We start from the raw sequence: 17,831 nt of genomic DNA on the forward strand, positions 1-17,831 counted from the left end.
TAGTCGTCAGATTGTAAAAGATTCAGTCGTCAGATGGTGTGCGCGTGAGTCGTCGATCTGCAGGCTCGATCGTTGCGCGATCCACCTGACGCCGGTTCGGCTCTCCGGGATGCATGCAGTCGCACGGGTCGCGCGCTCGCCGGAGCGGTTAGGGTCGACGGGTGTCCGACAACGTCCTCGTCACCGCACCGCCGTGGGCGGTGGCGGTGGTCATCCTCGCCGCGGTGCTCGTTGCGCTCCTGTTCTCCGGGATCGCACGACTCATCCTCCGGCGCCGGGCGAAGCTGCGGGCGTCGACGGCGATCCTGCTGTCGTTGTCCGGCATCGTCGTGGGTCTGCTCCTCACACAGCTGATCGGCTCCGATCCGAACCTGGGCAGCCCGCTCGTGCTGGTCACCACGCTCGGCATGGCCGTGCTGTTCATCGGCGTGTACGGCGCGGTCGCCGCGCACCTGCAGCGCCCCACCCGGGCCGACATCGCACAGCTCATGCGCGACGGCGAGTCCGACGGGGTCGAGTTCAAGTCCACCGCGCGCATCAACCTGCACACGGGGAAGAAGGACGACCGGATGGAGCAGGTCATCGCGAAGACGGTGGCCGCCTTCCTGAACGGCGACGGCGGGGCGCTGCTCATCGGCGTCGACGACGCCGGCAATGCGCTCGGGCTGGACGCCGACCTCGCGACGTTGCGCACTCCCGACCTCGACCGCTACGAGCTCTGGCTGCGCGACCTCATGACGACGTCGCTCGGTACCAACGCCGCCTCACTCGTGCGGGTGGACTTCGCGGAGGTGGCGACCGATGACGGCCGGGCCACCGTCTGCCGCCTCGAGACGACCGCGTCGCCCCGCCCGGTCTACCTCCGTGCGGGGAAGTCGGCCGACCCCGAGCTCTGGGTGCGCGCGGGCAACTCCACGCGGAAGCTCGCCGTCGACGAGGCGGCGAACTACGTCATGCAGCGCTGGCCCATGGGCGTCGGATCGAACGTCGCCGCGCAGTTCCGCGCGGCGGTGCGGTTCTCCGAGGACCGGTAGCGGCTACACGGTCCCGGCGACCTGCGCCCGCACCGCCGCGGAGACCGCGGCCTCGTCGCGGATCGGGGTCGATCTCGGGTAGTTCGTCGTCAGGAAGTGCTGCGCGTAGGGGAAGCAGGCGGCCTCGAACGGGGCATCCGCTCGCCAGCCCGCCCCGAAGGTGTTCGCCTCCACCGCGACCGCGTCGAGCGGGATGCGCAGCGCCTGCGCCATCTCGGCCGGGTCGAAGACGAGCCCGAACGGTTCCGACCCGTCGTGGGCGAGCCGCCCGCCGTAGTCGACCGAGAGGTTGCCCTCCACCCACAGCCGCTGGTCGAGCGGATGCATCGTGCCGGCCGGCACCGACGCCGTGGCGGTGAGCGTGTTGGCCCGCTCGGCGCTCTGCACATCGACGATCACGTCGCCGGTGTGCGCGGTGGTGACGATCGCGCGCTCGGTCGACGCCGCCTGGAACCCCTCGCCCGGGTCGTAGTTGATCGTGTTCGACTCGACGTCGCAGATGACCCAGGTGAGCATGCCGGTACGGATGCTCTCGGCGATCACGTACAGCTCGACGCGCGCGCCCTGGAACACCGACGCCCGCACGTTGAACGCCCCGAGGATCGCGCAGGAGCGCGGGGCTTCGTCGGCGAACATCGCCGTCGGCACGAGCCGGTAGCCGTCGGGCAGCATGCGCTCCGCGGCATCCGTGTCGGTGATCTCGTAGGCGAGGAAGAACGCGTACGGCTCGACGATGAAGCCCATGTACTCGTCGGCGCTGCTGCCGGCGCGCGCGACGACCCAGCGCTGCAGCGACTGCGGCAGGCGTGCCAGCATCTCGGCGCGGCCGTAGAGGCCGGAGACCGCCTTGGGCGAGATGGTTCCCTCGCTGTGCGCGATGAAGCGTCGCAGTTCGGAGGGGGAGATGCCGGATGCCATGGAGCCAGTCTAAACTTCATACGTCTGCATGGTTCTCCCGAGTCCACAGCCGCCGTGCCTACGATGGTGGTGGCGGTTGCGGCAGGCGCCGATCGGAGGATTCCATCCATGGCGGACCTCCCCGGGGCCGATCTCGACCTCGCCGAGCACTACCCCTGGGCCGTGGACGCCCGCGCGTGCGTGCTCACCGCAGCGCGGGAGTGGCCCGTTCGCCCCGAGCGGGGATGCGGCATGGGCGCGGCGAGGGTGGCCGATGCCCTGACCGTCGACGAGTTCCTCGAGCGCGAGGGAGCGGCCCCGATCGCCGACCGAACGCTCGTGGTCGCCATCGGGTCGAACGCCTCGCCCGCGGTGATCGCGCGCAAGTACGCGTCGGGCGGATGCGGGTGGGCGACGCCGTTCGCGACCGGCACGTTGCACGGCGTCGCCGTCGGGCACTCCGCCCACGTCGCGCCGCGCGGCTACATCCCGGCCGCGCCGTTCGCGAGAGCGACCGCGGTCACGCGCGTCGTGGCCTCGTGGTTCGACGAGGAGCAGCTCGCCGTCGTGGACGCGACCGAGCGGAACTACGCGCGGCGGGAGCTCGATGCGCAGCGGCATCCGCTCGTGCTGGAGTCGGGCGAGCGACCGCCCTACTCGGTCTACGTGTCGCGCCACGGGCTCATCGGCGACCGGCTGCGCAGCGCGCCGGTCGGGCTGGGCACCCAATCGGCGATCCTGGCCCACCTGTCGGCCGCCACGAGCGAGGCGGACTTCGCGGGCGATGCCGCCGACGTGTGCCGACGGCTCGCCGAACCCGGCGCGGCGGTGCGGGCGACCGCGGCCCTGCAGGAGGGGCCGACCGTGGCGCACGGCCTCACCTGAGGGGGCGGTCCGTCGCGGACCACTCCCTCCGGAGGATGCCGAACGTGGCGAGGTCGTCCCACGCGCCGTCGTGGTACTCGCGCTCGCGCTCGGTGCCCTCGTGGCGCATCCCCAGGCGACGGCATATCGCGGCCGACGCGAGGTTTCGGGGATCGAGCACGGCGTGCACGCGGTGCGCACCCAGCTCCTCGAAGCAGAGCCGCAGGGCGGCGGCCGTGCCTTCGGCGGCGAGCCCGCGTCGCTGGAACGACGGGTGCACCAGCCAACCGAGCTCGACCTGTGCGTTCGCGACGGACGTCACCCGGACCATGACCTCGGCGACGACCCGATCGCCGCCCTGCGCGAGCGACGGCTCGCCGAGCAGTTCGCCGACGAGCAGTATCGCGTCGCCGTCGGCGGCCAGCAGTCGCATGCCCGAGCGCCACGCCGTGTGCTCGTGCCCCTCCTCGCGCGTGCGCCGAGGCCAGGGGATGTACGTGCGCACCTCCTCGCGGCGCTGGTAGTCCCACACGTCGTCGCTGTCGTCGAGCGTGATCGGGCGCAGGCGCAGGCGCTCGGTCAGGATCGGCTGCTCCTCCATGCGCTCAGCGGGGTAGGGCAGTCGCATCGCGGGGGCGTCGGCCATGGCGCGAGACTAGCTCAGCACGGCAGAACCCGAACTCTGCGTCCCGTTGGTCGGGTCATGGCCCACCACCCGAAACAGCGCCGGAGCAGGTTCGGCGTGCGGAGGGTTGCGATCTATTTCACTCCGGATAATACTTGCGTCGAGATGCCGGCACCCGACCGGCCGATGCGACCACGTTCGAAGGAGAACCATGTCCGCCGCGTTCGACGCCCACCGCGAGCCGCTCGCGCATCCGCCCATCGAGTACCGGCCCGAGCAGCGCTGGTGGCTCGCCGAGGGGCTGCACACCGACGAGACGATCCGCCGTGAGATCGATGCGGCGCACCGCTTGGGCTTCGGCGGCATGGAGTTCCTCGCCATGGACGAGCGGGCCATCGACCACTCGCGGTACGGCTGGGGCGCGGAGGAGTGGGTGCACGACTCGCAGGTCGTCGTCGAGGAGACGACGGCGCGCGGCATGTCGTTCAGCTTCACGTCGGGCACCAACTGGTCGAATGCGAACCTGCCGACGATCGACCCCGACCACCCCGCAGCCGCGCAGGAGCTGAACTACGTGGTCGAGACCGTCGGCGCGGGCGGCCGCACCGGCGCGCTCCCGCGTATCGACCTCCACGAGGAGCGCGGCGGGCACATCCTGCCGGGCGCCCGGGTCGCCCCGACCCTGCAGCCCGTCGTCGCGGTGGTCGCCGTGCCGAGCGCAGGCGACGGCGACGCGCTCGACATCGACCGCGTGCAGGACCTGACCGCGCAGGTCGTCGACGAGGCGCTCGACTGGACGCCGCCGACGGACGACGGCTGGCGGCTCTTCACGTTCCGGGCGCACGGCACCGGCCAGACGGCATCCCCTTCCGCCACCGTCAACTACACGGTGAACTACCTCGAGCGCGCAGGCGTCGACGCGGTCATCGACTACTGGCGCGACGTGGTGCTCACGCCGGAGCTGCGCGAGCAGATCGCCCGCAACCCGCGCGCCCAGATGTACATGGACTCCCTCGAGCTGAACGTCTGGGGCGCCGGCGGCATGTTCTGGGGGCCGAACGTGGCCGCCGAGTTCGCCGCCCGCCGCGGGTACGAGATCACCCCGTGGCTGCCGGTGCTCGTGCGCCAGTCGGAGCTCATGGCCTCGTCGACGACGTACACCTACGAGGCCGACGACGCCCACCGCATCGAGGTCGAGAAGGTGCGGCACGACTACGTCGAGACCCTCACCGACCTCTACATCGAGCACATGCTGCACCCGTTCGCCGAGTTCCTGCACGACAACGGCATCCTGCTGCGCTCCGAGATCAGCTACGGCCTGCCGTTCGAACTCACCCGGCCCGGCCCCGAGGTCGACGGCATCGAGACCGAGTCGCTCGAGTTCGGCTCGCAGATCGACGCCTACCGCCTGCTCGCCGGCCCGGCCCATCTCTTCGGCAAGCAGTACTCGTCGGAGACGGGCGCGACCACGCGCAACCACATGCTCGACCACCGCTTCTATGACCAGATCATCGCGACCCAGCTCGCCGCGGGCGTCACGAAGACCGTGCTGCACGGCTGGGCGAGCGTCGCCGGCGCGGAGGGCGCGACCGAGTGGCCGGGCCACGAGGGCATGTGGTCGATGTTCTCCGAGCGGTTCGACCTGCGCCAGCCGGCATCCGAGTTCTACCCGCTCTGGAACGCTCGCCTCGGCCGGGTGCAGTACCTGCTGCGCCAGGGCCGTCCGCGGATCGACGTCGGCATCCTGCGCACCGACCACTTCGTCGACAACACGTCGGGCATGATCTTCACCACGCCCGACGGCGAGCGCATCCCCGACGAGGTCGCGTACGGCCGCATGTGGATGCGCGACCGGCAGAACCACTGGTGGCGCGACCTCGGCATGCAGGATGCCGGGTGGAGCTACGAGTTCCTCGACGGGTCGCTGCTCCGGCACGACGACGTCGAGTTCGCCGGCGGGCTCGTGCAGCCCGACGGGCCCGGCTACCAGGCGCTGATCGTCTACCAGCAGGCGCTCGACGCCGACGTCGCGGCGCTGCTGCGCGACTGGGCGCGGCAGGGGCTGCGCGTCCTCCTCGTGAACGGCGCGAGCGACCTCAAGCTGCTCGCCACGGGCGAGTACACGCACCACGAGCGCGCCGCCGCCCGCACGCCCGGGCGCGACGGGCGCGACGACGAGCTCGCCGCCACGCTCGCGGAGCTGCGCACCCTGCCGACCGTCGCCGAGGTCGACGACCCGGCGCAGACGGTGGCCGCACTGCGCGGCCTCGGCGTCGCCGGTCGCGCGGAGTTCACGGCGGAGAACCGCGACGTGCTCGGGTACCTCCGAGAGGACGGCGACCTGCTGCACGTCTACGCCTACCACTTCCGCTACGAGACCGGCGAGGAGACCACCGTCGAGATCGCGCTGCCCGGCACGGGGCGGATGCACCGCATCGACGTCTGGACCGGATCGGCGCACGACCACCGCGGCGTGCGCGTCGAGGGCGACCGCACCGTCGTGACGCTGCGCCTGGCCCCCGGTGAGATCGCGTTGCTGAGCCTCGACCGTTCCGAGCCCGCGACCGAGACGGCCGTGGCCGGGCGCGAGGTGCTGGCGGATGCCGGGGAGTTCTCGATCGCGGTCGAGAGCTGGGATGCGGGCGGGACGACCGTCATCGAGGAGGACCGCGGCCTCGGCTACGTGACCCGCGAGGTGCGTCCCGAGACGGAGGTCACCCGCCTCGAGTCGCCGGCCACCCGGCTGGCGCCCTGGTCCGAGCTGCCCGGCGTCGGGCCCGAGGTGTCCGGCGTGGGGGAGTACCGCACGTCGATCGCACTCGACCGCCTGCCCGCCGACGGCGAGCGGTTCGTGCTCGAGCTCGGTTCCACCAACGGCGGGCTGGGATCGGTGTCGGTGAACGGCGCGGCGCCGGTCGGGTTCGACACGTCGCATCCGACCGTCGACGTGACCGACGCCGTGGTCGCCGGCGCGAACGAGATCGTCGTGCGCACCGCGAGCTCGCTCAACAACCGGCTCATCGCGCGCGGGTACTACGACGCCCTGCCCGACATCGCCCTGCTCATCGCCGGTCGCGAGGGGACGCACTCCACCGAGGTGCGGCCCTACGGCATCGTCGGGCCGGTGTGCATCGTCGCGGTCGGATAACCTGCCCGGGACGAGAGGACGACGGATGCCACGGCCGCATGCCACGCAGCTGGCCTCGATCGACGCCGTCGACCGCTCGCCCGTCGCGCCGACCGACCCCGACGACCTGCTCGGCATCCTGGAGCGGATGATCCGGCAGGCGAACAGCAGTCGGCTGCGGCGCGCGATCATGGCCGAGGTGGGCTTCCCGGTCGACGACATCCCGACGTTCCTCGCGCTGAACCAGCTCTCGCTGCACGGGGCGATGCGTCCGACCGACCTCGCCGAGGGCCTCGAGACCGGACGCGCGAACGTCACCAAGATCGTCGCCCGCCTGGCCGGGGTGGGCCTGGTCGAGCGGGTCGCCGACCCGGCCGACGCCCGAGGGGTCATCATCGCCCTCACGCCCGCGGGGCGGGCCCTGGCCGCACGTGTCGTGGCGGTGCAGGAACGCACCATCGCCGAGACCCTCGCCGGCTGGCCCGCGGCCGACGTCGACGCGTTCCGTGCGCTCACCCGCCGCTGGGTCGAGGGCTGGGGGGCCTAGGTCGCCCAGGCGGCCCGGAGGAACAGCGCCGCGCCCGACGCGAGCGAGAGCACGAGCGTCGCGACGCGGACCGTCGGGGCGGGCATCCGGCGCACGAGCGGGATCGCGACGACGAGGCCGACGGCGACCGCCGGGGCAAGCGCCGCCGCGCGCAGCAGCTCGCCCGGGGCATCCGTCGCCCCCGCGACCAGCAGCGCGCCCACCGAGACCACCGCGCCGAACGCGAAGAACGCCGACAGGGTCGTGCGCATGCGCCGCACGTCGTCGGGTCGGTAGGCGAGCGCGATCGGCGGGCCCGGCAGGGCGGCGACGGGGGTGAGGACGCCCGCCGCCAGTGCGCCGGCGACGAGCGAGGCGCGCCCGGCGGGCGCACGCCATCCGGCCAGCGCGATGATCGATCCGGCGACGACGATCGCGCCGATCGCCAGGTGCGTGGCGCGCAACGGCAGGTGGGCGGCGAGCCAGGTGCCGACGGCGATGCCGGGAAGGGACGCCGCCGACGCGACGAGCAGCGCCGGGCGATCGAGGGCATCGCGCTCGATCCAGGTCACCGCGGCCATCACCAGCACCGTGACCAGCAGGATCGCCAGGATGCCGACGTCGGGGGCGACGAGCGCGAGCAGGGGCACGGCGACGATCCCGAACCCCATCCCGGTGAGCCGCTGCACGACGGTCGCGACGGCCACGACGAGACCGGCGACGACGACGACGCTCACGCGGGGCGGCGAGCGCCCGGAAGGCGCGCGGATGCACTGGTCATGGCCCCAATTCTCGCCTGCATCGCGGCCACCGATTTCCCGGGAGCCGCCGGTGGGGCGACGATGGTACCCCGGGACGTCGAACGCAGCGCCCGGAGGAGGAGAACCACATGGCACGCACCGCTGTCGTCACCGGAGCGTCGAGCGGAATCGGCGCGGCGACCGCCCGCCAGCTCGCCGAGCAGGGGTGGGACGTCGTCATCGGCGCCCGGCGCGTCGACCGCCTGCAGGCGCTCGCCGACGAGATCGGCGCGCGCGCGCTGCCGCTGGACGTCACCGACCAGGCATCCGTCGACGCCTTCTGCGCCGAGGTCTCGCGCTGCGACCTCCTCGTGAACAACGCCGGCGGCGCGCTCGGCGCCGCCTCGATCGCCGAGTCCGACGACGCCGAGTGGCAGGCCATGTTCGACAGCAACGTGATGGGCACGCTGCGCATGACCCGCGCGCTGCTGCCCGCGCTCATCGCCTCGGGCGACGGCATCGTGATCAACATCGGCTCCGTCGCCGCGCGCGAGCCGTACCGCGGCGGGGGCGGCTACAACGCCGCCAAGCACGCGGTCGCGGCGCTGACCCGGGTGCTCCGCATCGAGCTGCTCGGCCAGCCCGTGCGCGTCACCGAGATCGACCCCGGCCTCGTGCAGACCGAGTTCGCCACGGTGCGCTTCGGGGGCGACGAGGAGCAGGCCGCGAAGGTCTACGAGGGCATGACCCCGATGCGCGGCGAGGACATCGCCGAGGCGATCGCCTGGGTGGCATCCCGCCCCGCGCACGTGAACATCGACACGATGCTCATGCTGGCCCGCGACCAGACGTCGGCGCAGGTCGTGCACCGCCGCGGTTGACCCCGGCCCGCCGGCCGACGACGCGATCGATCACTGCGTCGAACAGGTCGGGGTTGATGCCGTCCATCCCGAGGTCGAGCGAGACCCGGCCCGCCCGGCTGCGCAGCGACTGGGCACGGGCGACGCCCGCCCGGCATGTCGCGTTGCCGCCGGGGCCTCCGCTCCGCCAAGCTGGCGGCACACGCCGGGATCCCGCACCCCAGCGGCGGGGCGATGGCGCACACTCCCAGGAGGCACGGCATGTCCGCAGCTCGTCCGTTCGGCGTCACCCTCGTCGCGATCATCGCGTGGATCACGGGGCTCTTCCAGATCATCCCCGCGGTCTTCGCCCTCATCGCGGGCGACCTCACCTACGGCATCGTGGGCATCCTCATCGGCCTCATCACGATCTTCGTGAGCCTCGGCCTCTTCCGCGGCAGCAACGGCGCCCGCATCGTCGTCACGATCGTGTTCGTGCTGAACATCGCGGCGTCGTTGTACGTTGTGTTCGCCATCGACGGCGGCTTCTGGACCGCGGTCTGGAGCATCCTGTTCCCCGCGATCGGCATCATCCTGCTCTACACGAGCAAGGCCAACGCCTTCTTCCGCTGATCAGTCGCCGGTCGATGCCGGGGTGCGCGCACGGCTCGCCCCGGCATCGTCGTGTCCGAGCGTCTCGACGCTGCGGATGAAGAGGATGATCCAGGTGAACACGAGGATGCCGGCGACCAGCTCGACCGCGGTCAGGGTGTACAGGCCGAGCCCGTAGTACACGGCGAGCAGCACGATGACCGCCATGAAGGTCCAGCCGATGACGAGGAACGTGCGCGAGAGCCCGGGCACCCACCGACGCAGCGCGACCACGAGCACGAAGAAGCTCACCGCCATGCCGGATGCGGCGGCGGTGTGCAGCCAGAAGCTCACGTCGACGGGGATGATGCCGACGCACGCGAGCAGCACGCCGACGAGCACGAGGCAGGTGCGCACGTTGCGCCGGCCGTGGGGCAGCTGCGAGGGGAGGTCGAGCGTCACGCGACGCACCAGGGTCGTGACGAGGAAGCCCGCGACGATGAGCGTGAGGTTGAAGGCGCGTGCCGAGACGCTGTCGGTCATGCCGAGCGCGCTCAGGTGCTCCTGCCACCAGTAGGGGTCGGATGCGGTGAGCATGCTCGCGAGCATCCCCTCGACGAGGAAGACGGCGAGCACGATGGCGAGCAGGTTCAGGTCCATGATCACCGCGGACGAGAACGCGACGTAGCCCGTCAGCGCCCCCGCGGCCCCGGCGATGACCAGCAGCGGCACGGCGAACACCGGGGCCCCGATGAAGGCGTCGCTCAGCAGCACCGAGGCGAGCGTCCAGGTGAGCAGCGCGATCGCGCCGTGCGCGATGGCGACCGCGACGATGTCGAGCGCGTCGAGGACGCGCATCCGCAGCCCGTCGGTGCGTGCCGCGACGATGAGCCGCCCGGCCGCGAAGGCGAGCATCGCCACGACGCCGCAGGAGATCGCCGCGTACTCGCCGATCGACCCGGGCCCCGAGATGGGCGCGTCGCCCAGGCCGAACACCGGGATCGCCACGGCGCCCACGACCCAGAACGACAGGATGCCCGCGGTCAGCGCGAGCGACTCGAGCCGGCGGCCCCGCGACCCGATGATCCGCTCGAACGTCTCGGACACCGGGGCGGTCATCGTCTGCCTCAGGCGGTCGCGGTGTCCGCGTCGGTGGCGGCCGATCCGGCGTCGGCGGCCGGTGCGGCGGCGGCCTCGGGCACGATGCCGAACAGCGCCTCGAGCCCCTCGATCCACGCGCGCTGGTCGCCGGCGCGGGCGTAGGCACGCGAGCGCACCATCGGGGTGTGCAGCAGCACGCCGGCCATGTGGCGCAGGGCCTGCTCGGTGCGGCCGTCCTCGTCGCCGCGGGCGCGCGCCCGCTCGATCTCGTCGTCGAGCACGTCGAACACGTGGGAGCGCAGGGCGACGACGGCGGGTGCCAGGTCGAGCTCCTCGCCGTGCGCCGAGAACTCGCGCGCGGCCCGGCTCACGAGCGTGCGCGCCGCGTCGGTGGCGGTGAGCTCCTCGATCGGGGCGTGGATGCGGATCGTCTCGAGGTCGAGCAGCTCCACGCCGTCGACCGACACCACGTCGGGGTCGATGTTGCGCGGCAGGCCGAGGTCGATGAGCAGCTGGCGGGCGGACGGCGCGTGCGCGTCGTCGGCGGGCACGGCGGCCAGGTGCGCGCGGGTGGGCGCCGGCTCGGGGGCATCCGCTCGCCCCGCGGCGAGCAGCGCCGCGTCGATCACGTGGTGGTCGACCGTGGTGCAGGTGATCACGACGTCGGCGGCGGCGGCCTCGGCGGCGAGGTCGGCGCGGGCGACGGCGGCGATGCCGTGGTTGCGCGCGAAGCGGGTGGCGCGGCCCGACGGGGAGAACACGCGCACGTCGGCTGCCCCCCGGTCGCGCACGGCCGCGAGCGACGCGCCCGCGTACTGGCCGGTGCCGACGAGCAGGATGCGGGTCGCGGCCCAGTCGGTGATGCGACTCTCGGCCAGGTCGAGGGCGAGGCGCACGAGCGAGCGGCCGGCCGAGCCGACGCCCGTCTGGTTCTTGACGGTGCGGGAGACGCGCGAGGCCCGCTGGAAGAGCCGCTCGATCTCGGGCGTGGTGGTGCCGCCCTGCCTGGCCTCCTCGAGCGAGCGCTTCACCTGGCCGGCGATCTCGCCCTCGCCGACGACGACCGACTCGAGTCCGGATGCCACGGCGAAGAGGTGCTCCGCGACGGCGTTGCCGTGCACCAGCTCGACCGTGGAGCGCAGTTCACGGGCGTCGACGTCGGTCGCGCCGCCCACCGCGCGCAGGGCCGCCTGGATGGCGGGCACGGGGGAGGCGCCGTAGGGCTCGTCGAGGTCGAGGTAGGCCTCGAACCGGTTGCAGGTCGCGACGATCACCGAGCCGCTGAACGACTCGTGGCTGCCGACGATGCGTGCTCCGAGGTCGCCGGGAGCCACCGACAGCTTCTCCAGGAGATCGAAGTCGGCGTTCTTGTGACTCGCGGACAGGCAGATGAGCACCCGACGATTGTACTGGAGGGCACCTGAACGTCCGTCAGGGTGACTGCTGATGACGGATGCGGCCGCCTGCGTCAGTTGGTGGCGGCGAGGGTCTCGGGCCGGATGATCGGGATGGAGCCCGTCGTCGCGGCGATCTCGGCCCGGTGCCACGACTTGATGCCGCGCAGCGCGGCGTAGAAGTCGCCACCGCCGAGCGCGAACGCGGCGGCCCGACCGGTGCCGAGGGCGATCGGCAGCTCGGCGCTGGCGCCGTCGCGTCGGATGCGGAGCACCATGACGGACACCTCGTGGTCGCCGACGACCATCGAGTCCGCCCGGATGGTGCGCACCTCGCCCCACGGGGCGCTCGCGATGAGGCGGGGGCGCCCGCCGCCGCCCCAGATGCTGATGCCCTCGAGGTCGGCGAGCACCGCGATGCGCGAGCCGATGCGGCCGAGCCCGGTGCCGAAGAGCGTGCGCAGGCCCTGGACGAGGAGGGGGTTGCGCAGTGCGGGGGCGACGACGCCGTCGGTCGCGCGCTGGAGGGCGCGCACGCGGCGGGCGCTGCGCAGCATCGACGCGAGCCGCGTGGCCAGGACGGTCGCGATGAGCAGGCCGGCGGCGATGAGGATCGCGAGGACGACGCGCTCGTCGAACGCCACCTCGGGCAGGCGCGGAATGATGCGGGCGATGGTGCCGTCGCCCACGACCGCGGCGGCGACCGCGACGAGTGCGGCGAAGACCAGGAGCCACTTGACGATCCGGGTCGCGGTCGATGGTGGTGCCATGCGTCGATTCGCCTCCGGGGGTGCGTGGTCGGTCACGGCGTTCCCCCGGTCCGCCGCGCCACAGGATACGCGAGGTCGCTCCGGTTCGCACCCGTCCTCCACAGTTCGAGACGCCGCCACCCTGCGGGCACCCAGCCGCCGTGGGCGAGAATGGTCCGCGTGATCCTCCCCGACCGGCACCCGCTCACCGCCGCCCGCACCAGCCGATCCCGGCTGATCCGCGCCTACCGCGGGGAGCGTCCCGACGCGACCCCCGTCTGGTTCATGCGGCAGGCGGGCCGGTCGCTGCCCGAGTACCGCGCCCTGCGGGTCGGCACGCGCATGCTCGACGCGTGCCTCGACCCGGCGCTGGCGAGTGAGATCACGCTGCAGCCGGTGCGCCGCCACGGCGTCGACGCGGGCATCTTCTTCAGCGACATCGTGGTGCCGCTGCGCCTGGTCGGCGTCGACGTGGAGATCGAGCCCGGCCGCGGCCCCGTCTTCGGCCGCGCCTACGGCGACGCCGCCGCGGTCGCGGAGCTCACCGCGATCGACCCGGCCTCGCTCGACGCCGCCGCCGGCCCGATCACCGAGGCCGTGCGCCGCACGGTGGAGGAGCTCGGCGACACCCCGCTCATCGGCTTCGCCGGTGCCCCGTTCACCCTCGCCGCCTACCTCGCCGAGGGCGGTCCGTCGAAGGACCACCTCGCCGCGCGAACCCTCATGCACGCCGACCCGGGCGCCTGGGCCGACCTCATGGCCTGGTCGGCCGACGTGACCGGCCGGTTCCTGCGCACGCAGGTGCTCGCGGGGGCATCCGCCGCCCAGCTCTTCGACTCCTGGGCCGGCGCGCTCTCGCTCGCCGACTACGAGACGCACGTGGCACCGGCGTCCGCGCGGGCGCTCGAGTTCGTGCACGACCTCGCCTACCCCCTCGACGGCGGCCAGGCCCGCGTGCCGGTCGTGCACTTCGGCGTCGGCACCGGCGAGCTGCTGCGCGCCATGCGCGAGGTCGGGGCCGACACCGTGGGCGTCGACTACCGGGTGCCGCTCGACGTCGCCGCCGGGCGCGTGGGCGACGGCGTGCCGCTGCAGGGCAACCTCGACCCCGCCCTGCTCGCCGCCCCCGCCCCGGTGCTCGAGCGCGCGGTGACCGACGTGCTCGAGCGCGGCCGCAGCGCCCCCGGCCACGTCTTCAACCTCGGCCACGGCGTGCCGCCCTCGGCCGACCCCGACGCGCTCACCCGCATCGTCGGGCTCGTGCACGACTGGGAGGCCTGAGCCGATGCCGGCGGCGGATGCGACGGGCGGAGCGCCCGAGCCCGAGCGGCTCGACGTCGACGTGGTGGTCGTCGGCGGCGGCGTCGCCGGCCTCGTCGCGGCGCGCCAGTGCCTGCACGTCGGCCTGTCGGTGCTGGTGCTCGAGGCGCGGGAGACCGTGGGCGGCTGCGTCGGGAGCGCCGTCGTGGGCGCGGACGCGGGGGAGGGCGCGGATGCGGCCGAGACCGCCGCTCCCGGTCTCCGGATCGACACCGGGGCCGAGTCGTTCGCGATCCGCAACGACTCGGTCGAGACGCTCCTGGGCGAGCTCGGACTCGCCGACGCCGTCGTGTCGCCGAACCCCGCAGGCGCCTGGCTCGCGCTGCCCGACCGCGGGGGCGACGCCGACCCGGTCATCGTGCCCATGCCCAGGACCGGCGTGCTCGGCATCCCCGCGAACCCCTTCGCCGAGGACGTGCGCGCCGTGATCGGCTGGCGCGGCGCCTGGCGGGCGTACCGCGACCGCCTGCAGCCGATCCTCCGCATCGGCCGCGCCCACAGCCTCGGGCAGCTCGTCCGCAGCCGCATGGGCGACGCGGTGCTCGACCGGCTCGTGACCCCGATCTCCGCCGGGGTGTACTCGGCCGATCCCGAGCAGCTCGACGTCGACCGCGTCGCGCCCGGGCTGAACCAGGCGATGACGCGCACCGGATCGCTCTCCGGCGGCGTCGCGCAGCTGGCGGCCGGGCGGCGGCCGGGCGGTGCGGTGCGGGGCGTCCGCGGCGGCATGCGCGCCCTCGTCGACGCGCTCGTCGCCGACCTCGCCCACTTCTCGGGCGACGTCCGCACCGGGCAGCGGGCGACGGCGCTCGCCGAGGAGGGCGACGGCTGGATCGTGCGTGCGGAGGCCGCTGCTCCGGTCGAGGTCGCCGACGCCGACGCGCCGGCGGGCGTCGAGGCGCACGCGCGCTACGTGGTGCTGGCCGCGCCCTCCGCGGCATCCGTGCCCCTGCTCGCCGGCGCACGCGACGACTGGGCCGGCCTCGCCGGCCTCGACTGGCCCGACGGCACCGCGCTCGACATCGCGACCCTGCTGCTCGACGCGCCCGAGCTCGACGCCGCGCCGCGCGGCACCGGCATGCTCATCGCCCCCGGCACGCCCGGGATCACCGCGAAGGCCCTCACCCACTCGACCGCCAAATGGGCCTGGCTCGCGGATGCGGCGGGGCCGGGGCGTCACGTGGTGCGGCTGTCCTACGGGCGGGCCGGTTCGGCCGGGGTCGCCGACCTCGACGACGAGGCGCTGACCGACCTCGCGCTCGCCGACGCCGCGGCGCTGCTCGGCGTGCAGCTCGACCGCGCCCGCCTGGTCGACGCCGCCCGCGCGAGCTGGCGCGATGCCCCGTCGCACGCGCTGCTCGGCCGCGACGACCGCGTCGGACGCCTCGACGACGCCCTCGCGGGCACCTCGACCCTGGTGGTCACCGGATCCTGGGTCTCGGGCACCGGGCTGGCCTCCGTCGTGCCGCACGCGATCGATGCCGCCGCACGCATCCGTCGCGACGCGATCGACGCATCCGCCGAGGCGCCAACGGGGTCCTGAATGTATGGCGAATCCGGTATGGATCGCCGTACGCCCCTTGCGCCCGTGGACGCGGGGTCTACGCTGGGTTGAGACGCGCTCATTGCAGAAGGGGAACGCATGAAGGGCAAGCTCCTGTTCGTCGTCGGACTCGCGACCGGATACGTGCTCGGCACTCGCGCGGGGCGCGAACGCTACGAGCAGATCCGCTCCGCAGCCGAGAGGGTGTGGAACCAGCCGACCGTGCAACAGGGCGTCGACACCGTGAAGGACTTCGCGTTGTCCCGTGTGGGCGACGTGAGCGAGAAGGTGCTCGACGGCACCAAGAAGCTCGTCCGCCAGGCGACCAAGGCCGCCTCGAGCGTGCAGGAGGCCGCGAGCGAGGGCGCCGCCGAGGCGAAGGCGCCGGCATCGACCACGTCGAAGCCGGCGGCCAAGAAGCCCGCGGCGAAGGCGTCCACCGCGAAGTCGTCCACTGCCAAGTCGTCGAGCGCGAAGGCGGGCTCGAAGTCATCCACGTCGAAGGCATCGTCGGCCGGTTCCGACGACTGACGGGAGGAGGGCCCGCATGGCCGCACCCACGGACAAGGACCGCTCGCTCTTCACCCTCATCGGCGACGTGCCGGCGCAGGTGCAGGCACTCGTCCAGGCCGAGATCGAGCACTTCAAGGCCGAGCTCGCCTACAAGGCGAAGCACTTCGGCGCCGGCGCGGGGCTGGTCGCCGCTGCGGCGTTCGTCGCGATCTTCCTGCTCGGCACGCTCATCGCGACGGGCATCCTCGCCCTCTCGCTGGTGCTCCCGGGCTGGGCCGCCGCGCTCATCGTCTCGGGCATCCTGCTGCTGCTCATCGTCGTGCTGGTCGGCATCGCGCTCGTGATGTTCCGTCGCGGCGCGGAGCCCCCGGGCGACGACGCGTCCGACAGTGTGAAGAAGGACATCGACGCCCTGAAGGGAGTGGGCGACTATGAGCGCTGAGACCCGTGACGCCGCCAAGGCGAAGCGCAACCTGTCCCGTGTCGAGGCGCGCGCCGAGGCCGCGATGGCGCGCGCCGAGCTCGCCGACACGCTCGACCTGCTCGAGGACAAGCTCAACGTGCCCAAGCAGGCGGCGATCGCGCGCCGACGTGCCGCGGCCCGCTTCCGGCGCATGCGCATGGAGTCGCCCGGCACGCTGATCGGCATCGGCCTCGGCGCCGTTGCCGTCGTCGCGGCCGGGGTGCTGCTGGTGGTGCGCGCACTCGGCGACGACGACTGACCCGAACCGGCACGGTGCCGGCGGGAGGTCCGGGGGAGACGACGATGTCGACTGGGGAAGCACCGGGGCCGAAGGCCCCGCAGGGCGGGGCCGACGCGTTCGCGGAGCGCGTCTTCGGATCGGTGCTCGGCGCGTTCGAGACGCTGAGCATCCACGTCGGCGACCGGCTGGGCTGGTACCGGGCGCTGCGGTTCGGGCCGATGAACGCGGAGGAACTCGCAGCGACGACCGGCACCGACCGGCGCTACGCGCGCGAGTGGCTCGAGCAGCAGGCCGCCTACGGCGTCCTCGAGGCGAGCGCGGAGACCGGCCCAGGGGCATCCGAACGCCGTCGCTTCACCCTGCCGCCCGCGCACGCCGAGGTGCTGACCGACGTGCACTCGCTCGCCTACGCCGCACCGCTCGCGCGCATGTTCGCCGCTGCGGCGCGCGCCATCGACCCGCTGCTCGACGCCTATCGCGGCGGGGGCGGAGTCTCCTGGGCCGAGCTCGGCGAGGACGCGCGCGACGCCCAGGGCGACGTGAACCGGCCGTGGTTCGAGCAGCGGCTCGGGCCGGCGCTCGCCGGCGTGCCGTGGCTGCACGAGCTGCTCTCCCGGCCCGGCGTGCGCATCGCCGACGTCGGCTGCGGCCACGGCTGGTCGTCGATCGCACTCGCGCAGGCGTACCCGGCCGCCCGCGTCGACGGGCACGACATCGACGTGCCGTCGCTCGAGGCGGCCGAGGTGCACGCCCGCGAGGCGGGCGTCGACGACCGGGTCGCGTTCTTCCGCGCGGGTGGCGAGGAGCTCGCCGGCGCCGGCACCTACGACGCGGCGTTCATCTTCGAGGCGCTGCACGACATGCCGTTCCCGGTCGACGTGCTGCGCGCGACGCGCGACGCGCTCACCCCCGGCGGCGTCGTCGTGGTGATGGACGAGGCCGTCGGCGAGGAGTTCACCGCACCGGCTGACGAGATCGATCGCATCATGTACGGCTACAGCCTCTTCGTCTGCCTGCCCGACGGGCTGTCGACGCCCGGCTCGGCGGGCACCGGCACGGTCATGCGCCCGTCGACGCTGGAGGCGTACGCCCGCGAGGCCGGATTCGGCGAGGTCGAGGTGCTGCCGATCGAGGGGTTCGCCGCGTTCCGGTTCACCGCACTGCGCCGGTAACGCTTTCCCGGCCGCCGGGCATAACGCTCGGGTAACGGTCGTGCGGTGAGGTGCGCTCTCACGCGACACGGCTTTTGGCGGTTCGCCCGGTC

At 73.2% G+C, this 17,831-nt stretch carries 18 protein-coding genes; 12 read left to right on the forward strand and 6 right to left on the reverse strand.

The window, feature by feature from the left end:
- Nucleotides 1–161: 161 nt before the first annotated feature.
- Complete coding sequence (locus tag ABZK10_RS05890; protein ID WP_353808245.1) at nucleotides 162–1,034, forward strand: AlbA family DNA-binding domain-containing protein; 873 nt, start codon at nucleotides 162–164, stop codon at nucleotides 1,032–1,034.
- Between the two features lie 3 nt (nucleotides 1,035–1,037).
- Here the strand turns inward: ABZK10_RS05890 and ABZK10_RS05895 are convergent, their stop codons facing one another.
- On the reverse strand, nucleotides 1,038–1,952 hold the full coding sequence (locus tag ABZK10_RS05895; RefSeq protein ID WP_353808246.1) for a hypothetical protein: 915 nt from the start codon (nucleotides 1,950–1,952) through the stop codon (nucleotides 1,038–1,040).
- A gap of 108 nt (nucleotides 1,953–2,060) precedes the next feature.
- Between ABZK10_RS05895 and ABZK10_RS05900 the strand changes: the two genes are divergently transcribed.
- Nucleotides 2,061–2,816 (forward strand): hypothetical protein, encoded by a 756-nt coding sequence (locus tag ABZK10_RS05900; RefSeq protein ID WP_353808247.1) that lies wholly within the window; start codon nucleotides 2,061–2,063, stop codon nucleotides 2,814–2,816.
- Here ABZK10_RS05900 and ABZK10_RS05905 read toward each other — a convergent pair.
- Nucleotides 2,809–3,441 carry a GNAT family N-acetyltransferase gene (locus tag ABZK10_RS05905; protein ID WP_353808248.1) on the reverse strand — a complete coding sequence of 211 codons (633 nt, stop codon included), beginning with the start codon at nucleotides 3,439–3,441 and terminating at the stop codon, nucleotides 2,809–2,811. The two genes, ABZK10_RS05900 and ABZK10_RS05905, sit on opposite strands and share 8 nt — an antisense overlap.
- A gap of 190 nt (nucleotides 3,442–3,631) precedes the next feature.
- On the opposite strand from ABZK10_RS05905, the gene ABZK10_RS05910 reads away from it, so the two are divergent.
- Entirely contained in the window at nucleotides 3,632–6,568 is a 2,937-nt protein-coding gene (locus tag ABZK10_RS05910) for a glycosyl hydrolase (protein ID WP_353808249.1), read from the forward strand.
- A 25-nt stretch (nucleotides 6,569–6,593) separates the two neighbouring features.
- On the forward strand, nucleotides 6,594–7,094 hold the full coding sequence (locus tag ABZK10_RS05915; RefSeq protein WP_353808250.1) for a MarR family winged helix-turn-helix transcriptional regulator: 501 nt from the start codon (nucleotides 6,594–6,596) through the stop codon (nucleotides 7,092–7,094).
- On the opposite strand, the gene ABZK10_RS05920 is transcribed toward ABZK10_RS05915, so the two are convergent.
- Entirely contained in the window at nucleotides 7,091–7,810 is a 720-nt protein-coding gene (locus ABZK10_RS05920) for a sulfite exporter TauE/SafE family protein (protein ID WP_353808251.1), read from the reverse strand. The genes ABZK10_RS05915 and ABZK10_RS05920 overlap by 4 nt on opposite strands.
- 152 nt (nucleotides 7,811–7,962) lie before the next feature.
- Between ABZK10_RS05920 and ABZK10_RS05925 the strand changes: the two genes are divergently transcribed.
- Together ABZK10_RS05925 and ABZK10_RS05930 are read left to right on the forward strand one after the other, a co-directional pair.
- A complete protein-coding gene (locus ABZK10_RS05925) occupies nucleotides 7,963–8,694 on the forward strand; it encodes an SDR family NAD(P)-dependent oxidoreductase (RefSeq protein WP_353808252.1) in 732 nt (243 codons plus the stop codon).
- Between the two features lie 240 nt (nucleotides 8,695–8,934).
- Nucleotides 8,935–9,285, forward strand: a complete 351-nt coding sequence (locus tag ABZK10_RS05930) for a hypothetical protein (RefSeq protein ID WP_353808253.1) — start codon at nucleotides 8,935–8,937, stop codon at nucleotides 9,283–9,285.
- Here the strand turns inward: ABZK10_RS05930 and ABZK10_RS05935 are convergent, their stop codons facing one another.
- The 3 genes from ABZK10_RS05935 to ABZK10_RS05945 form a co-directional block, all read right to left on the reverse strand.
- Nucleotides 9,286–10,362 carry a hypothetical protein gene (locus tag ABZK10_RS05935; RefSeq protein ID WP_353808254.1) on the reverse strand — a complete coding sequence of 359 codons (1,077 nt, stop codon included), beginning with the start codon at nucleotides 10,360–10,362 and terminating at the stop codon, nucleotides 9,286–9,288. It lies immediately after the preceding gene.
- A gap of 8 nt (nucleotides 10,363–10,370) precedes the next feature.
- Nucleotides 10,371–11,741, reverse strand: a complete 1,371-nt coding sequence (locus ABZK10_RS05940; RefSeq protein ID WP_353808255.1) for a glutamyl-tRNA reductase — start codon at nucleotides 11,739–11,741, stop codon at nucleotides 10,371–10,373.
- Nucleotides 11,742–11,812: 71 nt separating this feature from the next.
- Nucleotides 11,813–12,508 (reverse strand): hypothetical protein, encoded by a 696-nt coding sequence (locus ABZK10_RS05945; protein WP_353808256.1) that lies wholly within the window; start codon nucleotides 12,506–12,508, stop codon nucleotides 11,813–11,815.
- Nucleotides 12,509–12,658: 150 nt separating this feature from the next.
- Between ABZK10_RS05945 and hemE the strand changes: the two genes are divergently transcribed.
- From hemE to ABZK10_RS05975, 6 genes are all read left to right on the forward strand, one after another.
- Nucleotides 12,659–13,768 carry a uroporphyrinogen decarboxylase gene (gene hemE, locus ABZK10_RS05950; protein WP_436408491.1) on the forward strand — a complete coding sequence of 370 codons (1,110 nt, stop codon included), beginning with the start codon at nucleotides 12,659–12,661 and terminating at the stop codon, nucleotides 13,766–13,768.
- 4 nt (nucleotides 13,769–13,772) lie between these two features.
- Nucleotides 13,773–15,350: a protoporphyrinogen/coproporphyrinogen oxidase gene (locus tag ABZK10_RS05955; RefSeq protein ID WP_353808258.1), complete on the forward strand. Its 1,578-nt coding sequence runs from the start codon at nucleotides 13,773–13,775 to the stop codon at nucleotides 15,348–15,350.
- Nucleotides 15,351–15,449: 99 nt separating this feature from the next.
- Nucleotides 15,450–15,881, forward strand: coding sequence for a YtxH domain-containing protein (locus tag ABZK10_RS05960; protein WP_353808259.1), 432 nt, complete (start codon nucleotides 15,450–15,452; stop codon nucleotides 15,879–15,881).
- 16 nt (nucleotides 15,882–15,897) lie between these two features.
- Nucleotides 15,898–16,305 (forward strand): phage holin family protein, encoded by a 408-nt coding sequence (locus ABZK10_RS05965; RefSeq protein WP_353808260.1) that lies wholly within the window; start codon nucleotides 15,898–15,900, stop codon nucleotides 16,303–16,305.
- Nucleotides 16,295–16,585: a hypothetical protein gene (locus ABZK10_RS05970; protein WP_353808261.1), complete on the forward strand. Its 291-nt coding sequence runs from the start codon at nucleotides 16,295–16,297 to the stop codon at nucleotides 16,583–16,585. Before ABZK10_RS05965 ends, ABZK10_RS05970 begins: the two co-directional genes overlap by 11 nt.
- Nucleotides 16,586–16,629: 44 nt before the next feature.
- Nucleotides 16,630–17,739, forward strand: a complete 1,110-nt coding sequence (locus ABZK10_RS05975) for a class I SAM-dependent methyltransferase (RefSeq protein ID WP_353808262.1) — start codon at nucleotides 16,630–16,632, stop codon at nucleotides 17,737–17,739.
- The last annotated feature ends 92 nt before the right edge of the window (nucleotides 17,740–17,831 follow it).

It is taken from the genome of Agromyces sp. SYSU T00194, assembly GCF_040496035.1.
GTDB lineage: Bacteria > Actinomycetota > Actinomycetes > Actinomycetales > Microbacteriaceae > Agromyces > Agromyces chitinivorans.